At 57.7% G+C, this 16,281-nt stretch carries 14 protein-coding genes and 1 pseudogene; 6 read left to right on the top strand and 9 right to left on the bottom strand.

Annotated elements, in window-relative coordinates; genetic code table 11:
* Window positions 1–103: 103 nt before the first annotated feature.
* Window positions 104–2,416, bottom strand: coding sequence for an AAA family ATPase (locus ACQ4W7_RS11070; RefSeq protein ID WP_436530437.1), 2,313 nt, complete (start codon window positions 2,414–2,416; stop codon window positions 104–106).
* Between the two features lie 60 nt (window positions 2,417–2,476).
* Window positions 2,477–3,294, bottom strand: a pseudogene (locus ACQ4W7_RS11065) (lipid II flippase Amj family protein).
* 299 nt (window positions 3,295–3,593) lie between these two features.
* Between ACQ4W7_RS11065 and ACQ4W7_RS11060 the strand changes: the two are divergent.
* On the top strand, window positions 3,594–4,049 hold the full coding sequence (locus tag ACQ4W7_RS11060; RefSeq protein WP_096235317.1) for a tellurite resistance TerB family protein: 456 nt from the start codon (window positions 3,594–3,596) through the stop codon (window positions 4,047–4,049).
* Between the two features lie 31 nt (window positions 4,050–4,080).
* On the opposite strand, the gene ACQ4W7_RS11055 is transcribed toward ACQ4W7_RS11060, so the two are convergent.
* The 4 genes from ACQ4W7_RS11055 to ACQ4W7_RS11040 all read right to left on the bottom strand — a co-directional run bounded on the left by ACQ4W7_RS11055 (window position 4,081) and on the right by ACQ4W7_RS11040 (window position 6,757).
* Complete coding sequence (locus tag ACQ4W7_RS11055) at window positions 4,081–4,602, bottom strand: hypothetical protein (RefSeq protein WP_436530435.1); 522 nt, start codon at window positions 4,600–4,602, stop codon at window positions 4,081–4,083.
* Between the two features lie 93 nt (window positions 4,603–4,695).
* The gene (locus ACQ4W7_RS11050; protein ID WP_436530433.1) at window positions 4,696–5,133 is read right to left on the bottom strand and encodes a hypothetical protein; all 438 of its coding nucleotides are present in this window, start codon (window positions 5,131–5,133) and stop codon (window positions 4,696–4,698) included.
* Window positions 5,130–6,287 (bottom strand): helix-turn-helix transcriptional regulator, encoded by a 1,158-nt coding sequence (locus ACQ4W7_RS11045; RefSeq protein WP_436530431.1) that lies wholly within the window; start codon window positions 6,285–6,287, stop codon window positions 5,130–5,132. The genes ACQ4W7_RS11050 and ACQ4W7_RS11045 overlap by 4 nt, the downstream gene beginning before the upstream one ends.
* 26 nt (window positions 6,288–6,313) lie before the next feature.
* A complete protein-coding gene (locus ACQ4W7_RS11040) occupies window positions 6,314–6,757 on the bottom strand; it encodes a hypothetical protein (protein WP_436530429.1) in 444 nt (147 codons plus the stop codon).
* Between the two features lie 324 nt (window positions 6,758–7,081).
* On the opposite strand from ACQ4W7_RS11040, the gene ACQ4W7_RS11035 reads away from it, so the two are divergent.
* From ACQ4W7_RS11035 to ACQ4W7_RS11015, 5 genes are read left to right on the top strand one after another with little or no spacing between them, the layout of a single operon-like run.
* Entirely contained in the window at window positions 7,082–7,765 is a 684-nt protein-coding gene (locus tag ACQ4W7_RS11035; RefSeq protein WP_436530427.1) for a vWA domain-containing protein, read from the top strand.
* Window positions 7,766–7,779: 14 nt separating this feature from the next.
* Window positions 7,780–8,547, top strand: coding sequence for a PP2C family serine/threonine-protein phosphatase (locus tag ACQ4W7_RS11030; protein WP_436530425.1), 768 nt, complete (start codon window positions 7,780–7,782; stop codon window positions 8,545–8,547).
* Window positions 8,544–10,883: a hypothetical protein gene (locus ACQ4W7_RS11025; RefSeq protein WP_436530423.1), complete on the top strand. Its 2,340-nt coding sequence runs from the start codon at window positions 8,544–8,546 to the stop codon at window positions 10,881–10,883. The genes ACQ4W7_RS11030 and ACQ4W7_RS11025 overlap by 4 nt, the downstream gene beginning before the upstream one ends.
* A gap of 9 nt (window positions 10,884–10,892) precedes the next feature.
* The gene (locus ACQ4W7_RS11020; RefSeq protein ID WP_426070974.1) at window positions 10,893–12,239 is read left to right on the top strand and encodes a toxin-antitoxin system YwqK family antitoxin; all 1,347 of its coding nucleotides are present in this window, start codon (window positions 10,893–10,895) and stop codon (window positions 12,237–12,239) included.
* Window positions 12,224–13,585 (top strand): toxin-antitoxin system YwqK family antitoxin, encoded by a 1,362-nt coding sequence (locus ACQ4W7_RS11015; RefSeq protein WP_436530421.1) that lies wholly within the window; start codon window positions 12,224–12,226, stop codon window positions 13,583–13,585. Before ACQ4W7_RS11020 ends, ACQ4W7_RS11015 begins: the two co-directional genes overlap by 16 nt.
* A gap of 24 nt (window positions 13,586–13,609) precedes the next feature.
* Here the strand turns inward: ACQ4W7_RS11015 and ACQ4W7_RS11010 are convergent, their stop codons facing one another.
* From ACQ4W7_RS11010 to nadB, 3 genes are all read right to left on the bottom strand, one after another.
* Window positions 13,610–13,972, bottom strand: a complete 363-nt coding sequence (locus ACQ4W7_RS11010) for a hypothetical protein (protein ID WP_426070976.1) — start codon at window positions 13,970–13,972, stop codon at window positions 13,610–13,612.
* A gap of 151 nt (window positions 13,973–14,123) precedes the next feature.
* Entirely contained in the window at window positions 14,124–14,537 is a 414-nt protein-coding gene (locus ACQ4W7_RS11005) for a hypothetical protein (RefSeq protein WP_436530419.1), read from the bottom strand.
* Window positions 14,538–14,657: 120 nt separating this feature from the next.
* Entirely contained in the window at window positions 14,658–16,271 is a 1,614-nt protein-coding gene (nadB, locus tag ACQ4W7_RS11000) for an L-aspartate oxidase (RefSeq protein WP_353657322.1), read from the bottom strand.
* Window positions 16,272–16,281: the final 10 nt, after the last annotated feature.

Below are 16,281 nucleotides of genomic sequence, written 5' to 3'. Positions count from 1 at the left end.
GGCGTCTTGGTTTTAGGTTTTAGGCGCTGTTGCTGGAGAGAAATGAGAAAGCCGCTGTCGGAAGACAGTGGCTTTTTTTATTGTAATTTCGATTTATATATTCTTACTGTGTCGATGCCACTTCAACCATTTCGCTGTAGTGTACTTTGTCTACCTCTTCGATCCATTTAAATATGTCGCCAATAACACTATGGCTTTCTCCCGCAAGATTTTCTGCCGCTTCTTCATTTACCTCTATGACATCACTATGCGAATATTTATTGATGAATCGATAAATTTTTTCTTTAGTTTCAGGTGTTGTTGTAATGCAATTTTTCAGACCACTTTCCATTAATGTGCTTATATCTGATCGGCCTTTTGGAAACTTAAAAGTAAAAAATGATTCAACTAATTTCCTGGCTAAATTTGCAGTTAGAAATGCTTCGTCGCGGTCAAGGGTAGCTTTTTCTTTATAGAAATATAATCTCTCGAATATATAGTGATACTCGGAATTATACTCGGTTAGTGATTTGTCTGCATTCGTTAGTGCTGATGTTCGTGGAAGAATGGGAGATGTATCTATTTTGTAAAAGAAAGAAATTGGATCTTTTTTAGGCGTTGAGCGAAGTCTGTTTTTGTTTGTTCCATAAAACCAATCTCTGACTAATTTGTAGTATGTGAAGTTGTGTGTCAAAACAAATAACTGCTTTGCATTCAAACATTTGTTTTTTAAGAATGAATAAGAATGAAAGAGATGATTTGAGTCAAAACTTGATACTGGATCATCTACGACAACTATAGTTTCACTAATTTTATTATTGTTTTCTTCAAGTTTTGTAATGAAATAGATGAAAGCTATCGCCGTTTTCTCTCCCTCACTCAAGTTTCCATCATGTGCCCCATCATTGTTTCTGATTATTTCATATCCCTTTCTTTGCGTATTAAATTTTAGGCATAGCTCACTTCGTCCAATAAATTTGTGGAGTGATTCATTGAATTTTTCGGCGCCAATGGATTCATTGGATAACGATTGCTCTAGTAATTTTATGCTACTTGATAACTCATTTATTTTTCCCAATATTTTCTTTGAGGAATCTCTTTCATCTACTATTGTCTTTTCTTTTTTCTTGTATTCAAAGGATACTATTTCATTAGCTGCGTAATGTAACTCTAGGGCTTCTTTACTTCTCTTTGTTTCAATTGAGAAATTATCTGTTTTTTTGTCATGCTTATTTAATATCTCTTCAATATTTTTAAGCGTTGAGTTTAGTGAGGATATAGAATCACTCTCTATTTCATTTATTGTTATGTCTGACCTGAAACTGTTGTCAAGTTTTAGATTGAGCGAATTTTGCCATTGTTTTATTTGTTTATTTATTTTTTCTGTTGCTATTTCATTTTCGGCTAGGGCAATTTTATAAATTTCGATAAATTCTTTATATAGATTGGCAGGTTCCGGAAAACCTACCTGGGGAATAAGTTGATTTGATAGCCATTCACTGGCGCTTTCCAATCTCGTTTTGAATATTTTAAATTCTTCACTAAAATGATTTTCAATATCATTTAGTCTAACTTCAGATACTGTGCTTCCACAAAATTCGCAATTATCCGATTCATGCGACTTGTGAATATTTAATCCGGATTGAACCCATGCCTGAATATCTCCATTCTCAGTTAATCTTTTTATTGTTTTGCTGACGGCAGTTGTTTTGAGCAAGTCTTGCAATCTTGTGGCTGCTTTCTTATAGTATTCCTCATCAATATCAGTTTTTGAAAACCTTATAGCTGCCAATTTATCTGACTTTGCGGCGTTCGTATGTTCTATTATTTTATGTTTGTCCAATATGGAAGACTTTTCTTCTATTTTTTCTTTGTTTTTTTGAATGAAGGAATCGAGCTTTCTTTTGTCATAATTTAAATAATACGTATCACTAGTATCAATTGATTGTAGGCCTGTTTTGATGTGGCGTGCACTGTCCGTCATAAATTTTGACTGGTCAGACTCTAATTTTTCTAGAACCTTTTTGTCGGAATTTGCTTTGTCTTCTTTTTGTTTTAATTCGACTTTTAAAGCATCAAGTTTTTTTATGTCTTCAATTTTTTCTTTTGCAACAAGAAGTATGCTTTTTACTGAATTATCCCAATCTATGTTGTCCTGTATAAATTTTTGATTGAAAACTTGTATATTTAAACTGTGATTGGATATAGTTTTTTCATCAATAAAATTGCCATCATTTGTTTCTATTAAAAATTCAGATTCAGAAAATTTTAGATGGGGTGATTTTTTTTCTAGTGACGAGAATAAGTTAGATAGAGTCGATTTCCCTGTTCCATTCCAACCATATATTAAATTGTATTTTCCGAAGTCTTGTGTGAGGTTGTTTTTATAGTCTTTAAATATTCCAAAATTTTTTAATTTTTTTATGGCTTTAATCATTGTTTTCCCCAATTCTCAAAAAAATTATAATTTTATACATTTTTTAGTAATTCGATATTTTTACAATCCCTCCGCCACCCCCACAATCACCACCGCCGACGGCACCAGAAAAAACTGCGCAATCAGCGTCCCCGCCAATCTGCTCCCCACCAGCCATACCACCGCACGCCGGAACTGCGATTCTTCGATCTTGCCTTCGATGACGTCATCCGTCATGCCCGACACCACGTGCCGATGAAGACGGCCATCATGATGGTGGTGTCGCCGTTGATGATCGATGAAAGCGTGCTGGAGGTGACGCGCACGCTGGGGTCCAGCACGCCTGCGTACAGGGCCGCGAAGACGCCTACCGTCCACAAGGCCGTGGCGATGACGTTCATGGCTGTCATGGAGACGGAGACGCCGGATTTTTCGCGCAGGCCCGTGACGTTGGCGGGCTTGGGCAGGCTGGCGGAAGTCTTGAGGTAGGACAAGCCGCCCTTGAAGACGGCGTGCAGCAACAGTTTCGGTACCGATCTGTGTACCTGGAAGTGCTCGACGGCGCGGCAGAAAGCGCGCTGGAAGGTGGGGATCAGTATGGCGCCGAGTATCGTTGCCAGGCTGGCGGAGAATAGCAGCCAGCGGAAGTCGAGCAGCAGGGTGCTGGCGGCGACGTGCTGGTCGATGCCCGTTTCCACGCGCTTGGCGAAGGTAAGGCTGAAAAACGGCCCCAGGAAAGAGTTCGAGGTGCGCGACAGCAGCATCAGAATGCTGAACAACGCCAGCGACATGGCGATGCGCCGCGTGCGGATGCCGGCGATGCGCACGGAGTAGGCGAGGGTGCCGATGATGTGGATGATGAACGTCAGTGCGCAAATCAACAGCAATTGCTTGTCCATCAGAACCTTGCAATAAAGAAAAAGTCATTCCATGCTGCCATGAAGTTACTTATTTTTCAACTGCAAATTATATAACTTTGAGTGTTGCTCAATTGGCGTGGCGATGCAGTCGTTTTTGAGGGCAAAGCGTGGCGATTGGCGACGGCGGTGCGCCCACTTGCTTGTTCTTGCTTGATCTTACTATCTGTTGCTTATCTATTGCTTATCTGTTGCTTGTATTTCAAGCTTGCACCCTCAACTATCGCTGGTAGCGGTAAGATTTGCCGTTCGACATGAACTAACCAACCCGGAGGTACACCATGAGTTTCGATTCCTTTTTGTCCAAACTGAAGACCAAAGCCAGCGAACTGAAAACCGAGGCCTTGAAGTACAAGAACAAGGATTTCCTGAACGCAGCGATGGCGGGGTCGGCCCTGATCGCCATGGCCGACGGCAGTGTCAGTGCGGAAGAGAAGCAGAAGATGGTGAAGTTTATTGAAAGCAATGATGCGCTGTCGGTGTTTACCACCACGGACGTGATCAAGGCTTTCCAGGACTATGTGGGTCAGCTGGAGTTCGACAAGGATATCGGCGAAGCCAAGGCGTATCAGGCGCTGGGCAAGATGAAGTCGAATGTGGAGGCGTCGCGCCTGCTGGTGCGCATGATCATCGCCGTCGCTTCGTCGGACGGCAATTTCGACGCCAACGAGCAGCGCGTGGCCAGCAAGATTGCGCGCGAGCTGGGCTTGACGCCTGCGGAGTTCGAGTTGCAGTAACTGCTTAGCCAGCCGGCCCCGGCTGGCTAATTTAAGCCTTGTCCCACCACGGCGGCGCGCCCTCCGACGTCGGGCACGCCATTTTCACTTCGCTGATCCTGTAGCGGATCTCGATCACTTGGCCGGGGCTGAAGGGGCCGCGTATCCAGTCGCCGGAATTGAAAACGTAGGACTTTCCATTGATGCAGCGACTGGTCGGGGTGTCGCCGATGGGACCGGTCGAGCGCACGGTGACGCGTACTTCGCCGTTGGCGTCCAGCGTGGCGTCGCCGCCCATGTAGAGTATTTCTACGCCGATGTCGCAGACACTGGTGCTGCCTATCTTGCTGCAGCGCTTGATATACGTTTGCTGGCGCGCATTGGCCATGTACTCGTCATGGCGCATCGGCTTGCCGTCGTCATAGGTAAAGCGCAGGATGACTTGCGTGGGTTCGCTGGCAGGATGGCGCGTGGTGCTGGTGCAGGCGGCGCTGACCAGGGCCAGCAATGGCCAGGCCAGCAGGCGCAGGCTGCGGCGCAGCAGGCGGGCTGGAATCTTTTCAGTCTGGGACATGGTGCTCCATGGAGAATGGCTGCGGCGGTGTCGCGCCGAAGGCGGCGATCATAGCACGCAACTATTTTCCCCATGAGCACGCCTGCGGCACCGCTAGCGCGCCGCGATCGGCAGCGCCGCCACCCGTTCCAGCCGTATGCTGCCGTCGGCCACGCGCTGCGGCGGTACCATCATCACCAGTTCCCCTGTCACCGTGCCGTCGCTGCGGCGGTCGATGCGCACCTTGAGCTTGCGGTCGAGGGCGACAAATACGTTGGGCGCGGCGGCGACGATGCGGTGTTCCTCGCCGTCGCCCACCTTGGCGTACAGCAAGCCGCCGTACTGGCGCAGGCGCAGGCTCTGGCCATTGGCCAAGGTGTACTCGCCAGCATATGGCTGGAAGTCTTTGCGGCTGAGGTAGCGGGGCTGGGCGGGCGGCGTGATGCGCAGCGACAGGGCCGGCACTTCGACCGTGCGTTCCGGCGGCAGCACCTGGGCCGTGGCCAGGGCGCTGGCGGCGATGACGATGGCGGAAATCACTGTGTTTTTCATGGTGAATACTCCTTTCTGGTGAATGGGCTGGCGCTCTGGTGAATCTTGGCGATCAGTTCGCCCTGGCGCGCCGTGCCCGTCTTGTCGTAGATGTGGTGCAGATGCGTCCTGACGGTGTTGATGGAGACGCCCGTATCGGCGGCGATGCGGTCGATGGCGGCGCCTTGGGCCAGCGCCTGGGCCACTTGCGCTTCGGCCTGTGTCAGTTCAAACAGCTGTTGCAGCGCAGGCACGGCGATGGCCGGCGCCTGTGGGTCGCGCGCTAGCACCAGGGCGCATGGGCGCTGCCGCAACGGGCCTTGCGGCGGCTGGAAGGGCGCCACCGTCAAACACAGGTCGGGCACACCCGGGCGCGGCAGGCGCAGGGCGCTGGCCACGGGCGCGGCGAGCCGCTTGCCTTGGCCGGTGCCGATAGCTTGCCGCACGGCTTGCGCCAGTTGCGGCAGCGCGCACCAGCGGGGGCTGCCGCTAGCCGGGCAATGCAGGCTGCGTTCCAGGCCGGGACCGAACAGGGCCAGTGCGCTGGCATTCGCGTAAAGCACGTCGAGCCGGCTATCGACCAGCAGCACGGCCGTGTCGAGCGCGTCGAGCGCCGCGCGCGTGGTGCGTTCCTGCATGCCGCTCTGCGCCAGGCGGGCGCGGATGCGCAGGGCGCGCTGCAGGTGCGGTAGCAGCGCTTGCAGTTGCGCCTGTACTAGTGGGCTGTCCGCAAACGGCCCCTGCGTGCGCTGGCGGTGCACACCCAGCTGGGCAGATTCCCCGGGCGCCATGGGCAAGATCGCGCAGATGACGTGGTAAAGGTCATGCGGGCGGCAAAAGTCGGCATAGAATTCCGTGCGCTCGAAATCGCGCGGACGAATGTGCTCCGCGCTGTCGTGTACCTGGCCCACGCCCAGGCGGTATGCCAGTTTCGCCCAGATATCGTGCTGCCAGTAATACGCTTCATACGCGCTGGTAGCCTCCTTGCCGAAGTGGCCCGCAGGATTGAGCAGCTGCGCGCCGCTGTCGCTTTGCAGGATCAGGATGGTTTCACTGGCGCCGCCGCACGCATCGGCCAGGTCGCGGCACAGCTGCGGCCATAGCGCGTCATCGAGCGCCGCGTCATACAGGCGGGCGATCAATGCCTGCTGCTGCGCTGTCATCGGCATGCCCATGGCGCCCGCCAGCTCGTGCCACGCCGTCAGCGGCCTGGAAAGCCCAGCGTGGCCAGATGCTCGCCCTGCGCGCTGCCATCGGCCAACTGGCGTGCCGGCACCACCATCACCAGCTCGCCACCCACGCTGCCATCGTCGTGATGGTCGATGCGTACTTTCAGCTGGCGGTCCAGGGCCACGAAGGAATTACGGCCGGTGGCGACGATGCGGTGCTCGGGCTGGTTGCCGATGCGCGCATACATGATGGTGCCGGCGCGGCGCAGCTGCAGGGTGTCGCCATTCGACAAGTCGTAGGCGCCCGCAAATTGCTGGAACTCTTCGCGCAGCATGTGACGCGGCTGCGCCGGTACGTCGATGCGCAACGAGTGGCCCGGCACGTCCACGGTCATATTTTGCGGCAGGGTTTGCGCGGTCGCCGCCAGGCAGGTGGCGGACAGGCCCAGTAATGTGCTGAGGATGATGGTTTTCATGATGTTGTCCCTCGATGGTTGAGTGCCTTTGGCGCGTGGCCCGGTCGGGCGGGCGTGAGGCTGGAGCCAGTCTAGGCAAGGGTGCTGCGTTGCGCATCATTCATCCGAATGAGATGGGGATGGATATTTTGCGGGATGCGGCTATCTGAAACGGCCCCAAGGCCATCCGTGCATTCATCAAGTTAGGCCAGATTCTGGCGTCAGGCAAAGTCGACCAAGGCGCCGCGTCATCAACAATCTTTCATCAAAGCAATCTCGCGCGGGAAGTCGTGGCGTGTGATGTAAGATTCGCACTATGTTTGATTTCACATTTACCGATTGCCCATGAGTTCAATAATGATTCCCGACGTCGCCCTGGTCGACAACACCGAACAACGCACGCCGCTGGTGCTCGTGCTGGACTGTTCCGGCAGCATGGATGGCGAGCCCGTCTCGCTGCTGAACGAAGGTCTGGCCTTGCTGGAACAGGAGCTCAAGTCCGATGTGATCGCCGCCAAGCGCGTGCGCATCCTGGTGATTGAATATGGCGCCCACGATGAAGCCGTGGTCGCCAGCAACTGGTGCGATGCCATGGATTTTACGGCGCCCCACTTGGAAGCGAACGGCACCACGCCGACCGGCGCGGCCGTCGAGCTGGCCTTGGCCGAGATCGAGCAGGAAAAGCAGCGTTTTCGCGCTGCCGGCGTGGCGTACACGCGGCCGTGGCTGTTCTTGATGTCGGACGGCGAACCGACAGACCGCTGGCAGCAGGGTGCCGAACAGGCGCGCGCGGCCGAGCAGGCCAATAAAGTGGCGATCTTCCCCATCGCCGTGGGCGATCACGCAAATATCGATACCCTGGGGCAGTTTTCCAGCCGTGGCGAGCGCGGCGTGAAGCAGCTGAAAGGCTTGCAGTTCCGCGAACTGTTCCTTTGGCTGAGCGCCAGCATGCAAGTGGTGTCGCAATCGCGTCCCGGTGCGCAGGCCCAGCTGGCCTCGACGGACGGCTGGTCCGTCGTGAATACGTGAAAGCCCGCTGATCCATGGCGATAGTAAGCAAGCATAGCAAGCATTGGCGCGTGTTTGGCGCGTCCGTCACCGGCAAGGCGCACCTGGATAAAAATATCCCTTGCCAGGATGCGCACGCGCACGCCTTAGTCAACGGCGTGCTGGTGGCCATCGTCTGCGATGGCGCCGGTTCGGCCAGGCTGAGCCAGCAGGGAGCGCAGTTTGTTGCTGCGCACACCGTGCAAGCGCTGGCCGGACGGCTGGAACAGGGCGCCACCGTGCAGGATTTACATGACGGCGCGCTGGCCGGCACCCTGGCGCAAATCCGCGCCGCGCTGGACGACATTGCCCGCGCCGCCAACGCCACGCTGGACGATTACGCCAGCACCGTGGTGGGCGTGGTCATGGGCGCCGACAACGGTTTCTTTTTCCACCTGGGCGACGGCCTGGGCGTGGCGCAGCTGGGCGATGGAGGCGAACTCATCTCGCTGCCCGCGAATGGCGAATACGCCAACGAAACCTATTTCATCAGCGGCGAGCGCTGGCGCGAACAGCTGCGCCTGCTTGCGATTCCGCACGCCGTGCGCGGCGTGGTGCTGATGTCCGACGGCTGCATGCCCTTTGCCATGAGCAAGCACAATGCGGCGCTGTACGCACCGTTCATGGATGCCGTGCAAGGTTATCTGCGCACGGTCGAGAGCGTGGAGCTGGGCAATGCGGCGCTGGCGTCCACCCTGGCCGACCCGCGCACGCACCAGATCACGGGCGACGACAAGACCCTGTTGCTGGCCTTGCGCGCATGAGCAAGAAGCAAGGTGTCACGCCCGGCCTGAGTCCGGGTGGAAAAATTTGGCTGGATAAAGTTCGTAGTTTGATCTTGGGCAAACTCGTCAAGAGCGGCGGCGCGGGCAGCGTGTATCTGTTGCCCGGCGCGCCTGCGCAGGTCGTCAAGCTGTACCACCCGCACCTGGACCGGGCCGCCAACCGGCGCAAGCTCGAAGCGATGCTGGAACTGTCGCCCGAGTTGCCCGATCAAGTGGAAAACGGCAAGCGCTACGTGCAGATTGCCTGGCCGCAAGCGGCCGTGTTCGACGGCCAGGGCGGCTTTGCCGGTTTCGTCATGCCCCTGCTGGACATGGCGCAGACGGCCGAGCTGGAACAGATCATGCAGGAGCGCCAGGCGCGCGCGGCAGGCTTGCCCACGGGGCTCGGCCCCAAGCTGACGCTGGCTGCCAACCTGGCCGCCGTCATCGACGCGCTGCACCAGCAGCAGCATTATGTGGTCGATCTAAAACCGGTGAATCTGCGCTTTTACCGCGACTCGCTGTACATCGCCATGCTCGATTGCGATGGCTTCAGCATCCAGGGCCATGCCGAGCGTTTTCCTGCCGAGCAATACACGGCTGACTACCTGGCGCCGGAATTCCAGCGCAAGGGCATGCCGGCGGGCACGGAAATGGCGCAGGACCGCTTCGCCCTGGCCGTCGTCATCTTCCAATTGCTGAACTTTGGCATCCACCCGTACAGCGGGCGGCCCGGCAATGCGCAAGTGGCAACCGATATTCCCGGGCGCATCCGCGACGGCTGCTATGCGTATGGCGTGAAGCGCCACAAGCAGCTGGCGCCGAACGCCACCAGTGGTCATGCCTTGATGCCGCCCGAGCTGCGCGCCATGTTCGACCGCGCCTTTGCTCCATCGCCGCAGCCCCAGCGGCCGTCGGCGGCCGACTGGGCGCAGTTGTTGCGCGGTTATGCCCAGCGCAGCGGCGGCAAGTTGCTCATTTGCGCCGTGAATCCCGAACACCAGCATTTTGCGGGCCAGGGTTGCGCGGCCTGCGCGCGCGACAAGGTCATCAGCGCGGCCGCGCAGGCATCCGTCCAGGCGCAGCAGATGCAACCGCAGCAGCAACAGCAATCGCTGCCGCAGCAGCGCAGTGTGCGCCGCACGGCGCCGGCGCCGGTCACCATCCCAATGGCGGGCAACACGGGCGGTGGTATCACAGGCAAGGGCTGGGCCGTGGTGGTAGTGCTGATCGTGCTGTTCCTGATCGGTTTTACGGCCTGGATATCGTCGCCAGACGAAGTCAAGAACAAGGCCAGTCTGCAGGCGCAAGCCGACCAGGCGGCTGGCTTGGAAGTATTTAGCTGGCGCCAGCGCAAGACGGGCGGTTTCCAGCAGTCGGACGCGCGCGAGGCCGTGCACAACCTGTCGCAAGCGCTCAGCAAGGGCGACGATGACGCCGTCACGCGCGGCTTGCAATTGCTGTACCGGGCGGGAGAGGACAAGTCGTCGCGCTACGAGGGTGACAAGGTGCGCGCCCGCTTGCGTATTACCTTGATGGAAGGCCTGGGCGCGATGCCCGGCTACGCCCCCGAATTGGCGAAAACCTATCTTGACCAGTTGCAATCCAACCCGCGCGACCACCTGGCAGCGGCGGCCATGGGCCGCATGCACCTGAGTTTGAATGAACCGCAGGCGGCGCGCCAGTATTTCGAGCAAGCCGTGTGGGCACGCCCGACCGATGGCGTGGCCTGGCTGGGCATCGCTGCCACGGCGCTGCTGCGCGGCGGCGACGAGCAAGATGCCGTCAATATGGTGGCGCTGGCACAACTGACGTCTTATCGTTACGCGGTGGAGAACGCCATGCCGACGGAACCGGGCGAGCCGGCCGATAATGGCGTCGCCGCCACGGCGCGGCGCATGGACCGGGCCGCCAACGTGCTGCGCCTGGCCCAAGGGGGGGGCTACCAGAAGCGCTGGGACAAGGCGCTGGCCGATGGCGCGCTGTTGGCGGCCAGGCTCAAGGCCATGCCGCCCTTGCGGGACCAGGTCGGTGGCGTGCAGCGCGAGACGATGACGACGGTTGCTTATGGCGTGCTTGACGAAAAGCATGCAAGGGGTGAAAACCGCTTGACCCTGACCATCGCGGCAGATGGCAGCCTGAGCTATGCGGCGGCCGAGTTACCGATGGAACCGATGCTCAACAAGGTGCTGCTTGACAGCGTGAAGCGCTGGACCTACTTGCCGGCCGTGCAGCACGGTCAATTGCAGGATGCCAAGGTGGTGGTGCTGGTGCGCTACCGCGATGGCCGGGTCAGCTTTGTGCCGGGCGGTGTGGCCGTCACGGCGGAAAATTAAAGGAATAGCATGAAAATCAAGATCTTATGCGCGCTATTGGGCGCTTGCTTGCTGTGCCCCAGCCTGGCGCAGGCGGAAATCGTGCAGCGCCAGGTGCTGGCAAGCATGGCCAGCGAGAAGGATAGCGAGGGCGGCGATGTGTTTACTATTGCGGGCACGACGGCCTGCGGCGGCAAGCAGATACGCATGGATGCCCACTCGGTCAGGCTGGACGAGGCACCGTACGAGGCGCTGAAAGCCGATCTGGCCCGGCACATCCGCGCCAGGACGCCCATGCTCGTCGGCCTGAAAAAATGCCCGGAGGATGCGAGCGTGCCCATCGTGCGGCAGATCGCCGTCTGTACACCCACCAGCTGCACCGATGGCCGGGCGCGGCTGTACCTGCACGAACGTTTCTTTCCCATCGAGCAGGAAAAGGCACCGAATGTACTGCTGTTGCCCTTGCCAAAAGGCAAGCTGCCGGGCACGTGGAAGGTTGACGTTTACAGCGTGGCGGGCCACAAGCTGCGCCTGTCCGGCCATGTCAACAAGGCCGATTATGCATTCCGTGAACTGGTGGGCGGTTATGTCTCGTATTACCCGAATGGCAAGATCAAAGAACGGGTAGCGCAGGATGGGCAGGGCCGGGAGCACGGCATCAGCAGCGAGTATTTTCCCGATGGCACCCTGGAGCTGCGCGGCGACTGGCGCCATGGCTTGCCCGAGGGCGAACACCAGCGTTATCACGCAACGGGCAAGCTGAGCGAGGCGACGGTCTACCGCGACGGCAAGCAAGTCGACGGGCCCGTGCAGACCTTCGACGAGAATGGCAAGCTGGACACCAGCTACACTATACGCGACGAGCGCATCGAAGGCGAAATGTTTACGTATTTCTCTGATGGGAAAATCTCCAGCCGCTCGGAAGTAAAGCAGGGCAAATCCAATGGCTTGACGACGAGTTACTATCCCGATGGCGCCGTGCGCAGCACCATGTCGAAAGTCAATAAGATACCCACGGGCGAGGCGCTGGGGTTCTATCCTGACGGCAAGGTGCAAAGCCGCCAGCAGTATGGCGACAAGGGCGTGCTGCTGAGCGTCCAGCGCTACAGCCCCCGGGGCGTGCTGGTGTTGGAACGAAAATGGGACCAGCAACTGCGCGAGCAGGGCACGTCGCGCTCCTGGTACGAAAGCGGCAAGCCCGAGCATTCCATCGACTACGTGAACGACGAGCGCGATGGTTGGCGCCGCAGTTGGCGCGAGGATGGCAGCTTGCAAATCGAATGCCAGTATGTAGCCGGCAAGGCCCAGGGCGACTGCGGCGAAGCGCCGCCAGCGCGGGAGCTGTTGCGCAGGGAGCAGGCATGGCGCGCACTTTGAAACATTTGTTTGGCGCCATGCTGCTGTTGCCGGCGCTGGCCCACGCCGAGATCGTGCAGCGCCAGGTAATCACGGCGATCACGGCCGCGCCTGGCAGCGGCGATGTGTTGACCGTGGACGACGACACTGGCTGCGGCGGCCGGCAGTTGCGCATGGATGCCGCATCGGTCGGGCTGAGCGAGGAACAGTATGGCGTCATGAAGGCCGAGCTGGCCAACATGATACGCGACAGGAACCCGCTGCTGGTACGCCTGCGTGCCTGCCCGGCGCCCGACCGCGCCGGCGCCGATGCCAAGGTCGAGGCCATTCCCGTCATCCACATGTTACGCGGCTGCGATGCGCACTGTGCCGATGGCAAGGCCCGTTTATACCTGAACCACAACCTGTCGCGCGGCGAGGTGATGGAACAGGCGCGCTATGCGCTGCTCCTGCCGCTGCCGCCCGGCAAGACGCCTGGTACCTGGCAAGTCGAGGTGGTGCACGCGCGGGAAGGCGAGCCGAAGCGGCTGACGGGCCAGGTCAACGATCCCGATTACCTGCGCGGCAAGCTGGTGGGCACCTACAGCATGTATTACCCGCATGGCCAGCTGGAAATGCAGGTGGAGCAGGATGGGCGCGGCGTGCAGGAAGGCACCCAGACCCGCTATTACCCGGACGGCAAGCTGGCCATGCGGGCTACCTGGCGCAATGGCGTACAGGACGGGGAAGACAGGACTTACCACCAGAGTGGCAAGCTCCTCGAGTCGCGCACTTACCGCAACGGGGTGCGTGCCGATGGTCTGGTGGAAACTTTCGACAAGAATGGCAAGCTGCGCACGCGCATGACGCTGGTCAAGGGCCAGAAGAATGGCGAAATGCTGCTGTTCTATCCGGATGGCAAGGTGGAAAGCCGCAGCCTGTATGTCAACGGCAAGCTGACAGGCCCCAGCACGGCGTATTTTCCAGATGGCAAGTTGCACCGCACGGTCACTTATGTCGACGGCCAGCTTAGCAGCGAAAGCCTCGAGTACTATCCGGATGGAAAGGTGGCCAGCAAGCGCACGCACAGCGGCCGCGATGTCTTGCGCAGCGAACAGCGCTTTAGCCGGGCCGGCGTATTGATCGTGCACAAGTTGTGGAACGCCGGCGGGCGCGAGGAGGGCGCATTGCGTTCATGGTATGCGAATGGCAAGGCCCGGCAACTGATCGAATATGTCGATGGCGAGCGCGACGGCTGGACTCGGCACTGGCGTGCGGACGGTAGCGTGGAAAGCGAATGCCGCTATGTGGCGGACGAGCCACAGGGCGCATGCACGGGCGAGTCGGCCAGATTTTCGTATACGGAAGATGGCATACACATAGACTAGGCGGCGGGCCGGTCAGGTCCGGTATCAGCCTGTGATCAAACGGGCATAGCGGTAATCCTGGATCAGCAACGGTTCAATATCGGCTCTCCAGACCCAGGCTGCGATATCACGCGGAGTTTCTTCCTGCGTAAAATCAGCAAAGAATTCCCGCAGGCTGGTGATGGCGATCAGAAAGTCTTCGGCACCTAGCAATTGAAAGGAATACACCTCCTGGGTGATGAATTCTCCGCTTGTTATGCTGGACAATGTTTCATGATTGGAACTCAATACCTCATCGAAGATGGCGCCAAACACACGCCATAGTGCATCATCGATACTGGCCCAGGACAGGTTTTCGGCCGAGGGCGGATGTTTGGGGTCAAGAAGACCGATAACAATAACGCCCATGGATCAGTTCACTGCCACAAGAGCGCTACTGGCAGGCACAGCGTGGAGCCAGGCCGCAATGTTGCGCGAAATGAATAGCGACACCACCATCCAACTAGCGACATTGTCGTCCCATGCGACGAACGACTGCTGTTGGCCGCTTGTAGCCACCTCAAATTCCATAATTGTTTTGAACAGCGGCCTTCAGCTCAGCCTGCGACAAGCCTCCTTGCTGCCAAAAATAAAAAAAATACTCCAATGTTTCGGCAGGAGCGCCAATATCCATAGGATGCAAGACGCATATGGCAGTTCTTATTTTCAAAACGTCTGGCGCGTCCGATTGGTCTCGCCCTTCAATTGCTCGCCAGAGGCGTACACGCTCCCTGATGACTTCCTCAGCCGTCGCCGCACCGGCGATGTATCGATACGCCACAGCTGCTGCTGACTTGGCAACCTCAGGCAATTGGGAAGTCACTCTTTCAATAGCCTCAATCATGAATCGCTGAGCTAAAAGTTGTTCTGCAGGGTCATCCAAGTCCACCGCAGATGCAATGGCATCAAAAAGTCTACTATTCAACATTTGCATTAAGTTTCGGTGATTGCTCGATGCCTATATCGGGGCCGCTTCTGGCTGATAGCGGAACACCGTAATGACTCATCGCACAATGTGCCTGCTTTCAGAATCTGGAGGCGGTTGGTTTGTCGTCTACCTATGCGGCGGCGTCAGCACGCTGGCGATGGCCTTTGGCAAGGTTTCCGGATAATCACGGCTGAAGTGCAGGCCACGGCTTTCGCGGCGGGACAGGGCGCTGTTGACGATCATCGATGCCACGTCAACCAGATTGCGCAGTTCCAGCAAATCGTGCGTGATGCGGAAGTTGCGGTAGTACTCGTCGATTTCTTCCTTCAAGAGGGCGATGCGGTGCTGGGCCCGCTCCAGGCGCTTGGTCGTGCGCACGATGCCCACGTAATTCCACATGAAACGGCGCAGCTCGTCCCAATTGTGGGAAATCACCACTTCTTCATCCGCATCGGTGACGCGGCTTTCATCCCAGTCGGGCAGATACGGCGTACCCAGCTTTTCCTTGCTTTCGATATCTTGCGCGCAGGCGCGGCCGATGACGATACATTCCAGCAAGGAATTCGACGCCAGGCGGTTCGCGCCATGCAAGCCCGTGCAGGCTGTTTCGCCGACCGCATACAGGCCCGGCAAGTCGGCGCGACCGGATAAGTCCGTCACTACGCCGCCGCAGGTGTAGTGGGCGGCCGGCACGATGGGGATCGGCTGCTTGGTGATGTCGATGCCCAGTTCCAAACAGCGCGCGTAGATGGTGGGGAAGTGTTCGATGAGGAATGCGGCCGGCTTGTGGCTGATGTCCAGGTGCACGTAGTCGAGGCCCCGCTTCTTGATCTCGAAGTCGATGGCGCGCGCCACCACGTCGCGCGGTGCCAGTTCGGCCCGCTCATCGTGGGCCAGCATGAAGCGCGTGCCCGCTGCCGCGCCCGCTTCAGGCGGCAGTTTCAGCAAGCCGCCTTCGCCACGGATGGCTTCGGTGATCAGGAACGATTTCGCGTAAGGGTGGTACAGGCAAGTCGGGTGGAACTGGATGAATTCCATGTTCGACACACGGCAGCCGGCGCGCCAGGCCATGGCGATGCCGTCGCCGCTGGCCGTGTCCGGGTTGGTGGTATATAAATACACCTTGCCCGCGCCGCCCGTGGCCAGCACGGTGTGCTCGGCGGCAAAGGTGTGCACCTTGCCCGTTTGTTCATCCTGCACGTACAGGCCGTGGCAATGCGGCTGGGCGTTGCGCTGGGTCGGCTTCATGCCCAGCTTGTCGGAGGTGATCAGGTCAATGGCGCAATGGTGTTCGAACAGGCTGATGTTCGGATGGGCGCGCACCTTTTCTTCCAGCGTCACTTGCACGGCGTGCCCGGTGGCATCGGCCGCGTGGATGATGCGGCGCTGGCTGTGTCCGCCTTCGCGGGTCAAATGAAAACCCAGTTCGGCTGTGGCGTCGCGCGTAAACGGCACGCCTTGCTCGATCAGCCATTCGATGGCTTCGCGGCCGTGCTCGACGATATAGCGCGTGGCGCTCTCGTCGCACAGGCCGCCGCCGGCGATCAGGGTATCTTCGATATGTTGCTGGTGGCTGTCGCCCGAGTCCAGCACGGCCGCGATCCCGCCCTGCGCCCAGTTGCTGGCACCATCGAGCAACGCGCGTTTGGAAATGATCGCGACAGTGCGCGTCTCAGCTAAATGCAGTGCAACCGATAAACCCGCCAGGCCACTGCCGACAATCGCTACATCAAATTTCATGACATTTATC

The sequence above is a fragment of the Janthinobacterium algoris genome, assembly GCF_051380935.1.
Lineage (GTDB): Bacteria > Pseudomonadota > Gammaproteobacteria > Burkholderiales > Burkholderiaceae_D > Janthinobacterium.
The sequence above is the reverse complement of the archived record's forward strand: the minus strand, read 5'-3'. Positions and strand labels throughout refer to the sequence as shown.

Excerpts from the sequence above, each read along its gene's own strand:
- ACQ4W7_RS11035 (WP_436530427.1), top strand. The coding sequence starts at position 7,082 with ATGAGTTCAATAATGATTCCCGACGTCGCCCTGGTCGACAACACCGAA.
- ACQ4W7_RS11040 (WP_436530429.1), bottom strand. The coding sequence starts at position 6,757 with ATGAAAACCATCATCCTCAGCACATTACTGGGCCTGTCCGCCACCTGC.
- ACQ4W7_RS11030 (WP_436530425.1), top strand. The coding sequence starts at position 7,780 with ATGGCGATAGTAAGCAAGCATAGCAAGCATTGGCGCGTGTTTGGCGCG.
- ACQ4W7_RS11015 (WP_436530421.1), top strand. The coding sequence starts at position 12,224 with ATGGCGCGCACTTTGAAACATTTGTTTGGCGCCATGCTGCTGTTGCCG.
- ACQ4W7_RS11010 (WP_426070976.1), bottom strand. The coding sequence starts at position 13,972 with ATGGGCGTTATTGTTATCGGTCTTCTTGACCCCAAACATCCGCCCTCG.
- ACQ4W7_RS11070 (WP_436530437.1), bottom strand. The coding sequence starts at position 2,416 with ATGATTAAAGCCATAAAAAAATTAAAAAATTTTGGAATATTTAAAGAC.
- ACQ4W7_RS11005 (WP_436530419.1), bottom strand. The coding sequence starts at position 14,537 with ATGCAAATGTTGAATAGTAGACTTTTTGATGCCATTGCATCTGCGGTG.
- ACQ4W7_RS11025 (WP_436530423.1), top strand. The coding sequence starts at position 8,544 with ATGAGCAAGAAGCAAGGTGTCACGCCCGGCCTGAGTCCGGGTGGAAAA.
- ACQ4W7_RS11055 (WP_436530435.1), bottom strand. The coding sequence starts at position 4,602 with ATGTCCCAGACTGAAAAGATTCCAGCCCGCCTGCTGCGCCGCAGCCTG.
- ACQ4W7_RS11060 (WP_096235317.1), top strand. The coding sequence starts at position 3,594 with ATGAGTTTCGATTCCTTTTTGTCCAAACTGAAGACCAAAGCCAGCGAA.
- ACQ4W7_RS11045 (WP_436530431.1), bottom strand. The coding sequence starts at position 6,287 with ATGGGCATGCCGATGACAGCGCAGCAGCAGGCATTGATCGCCCGCCTG.
- nadB (WP_353657322.1), bottom strand. The coding sequence starts at position 16,271 with ATGAAATTTGATGTAGCGATTGTCGGCAGTGGCCTGGCGGGTTTATCG.
- ACQ4W7_RS11050 (WP_436530433.1), bottom strand. The coding sequence starts at position 5,133 with ATGAAAAACACAGTGATTTCCGCCATCGTCATCGCCGCCAGCGCCCTG.
- ACQ4W7_RS11020 (WP_426070974.1), top strand. The coding sequence starts at position 10,893 with ATGAAAATCAAGATCTTATGCGCGCTATTGGGCGCTTGCTTGCTGTGC.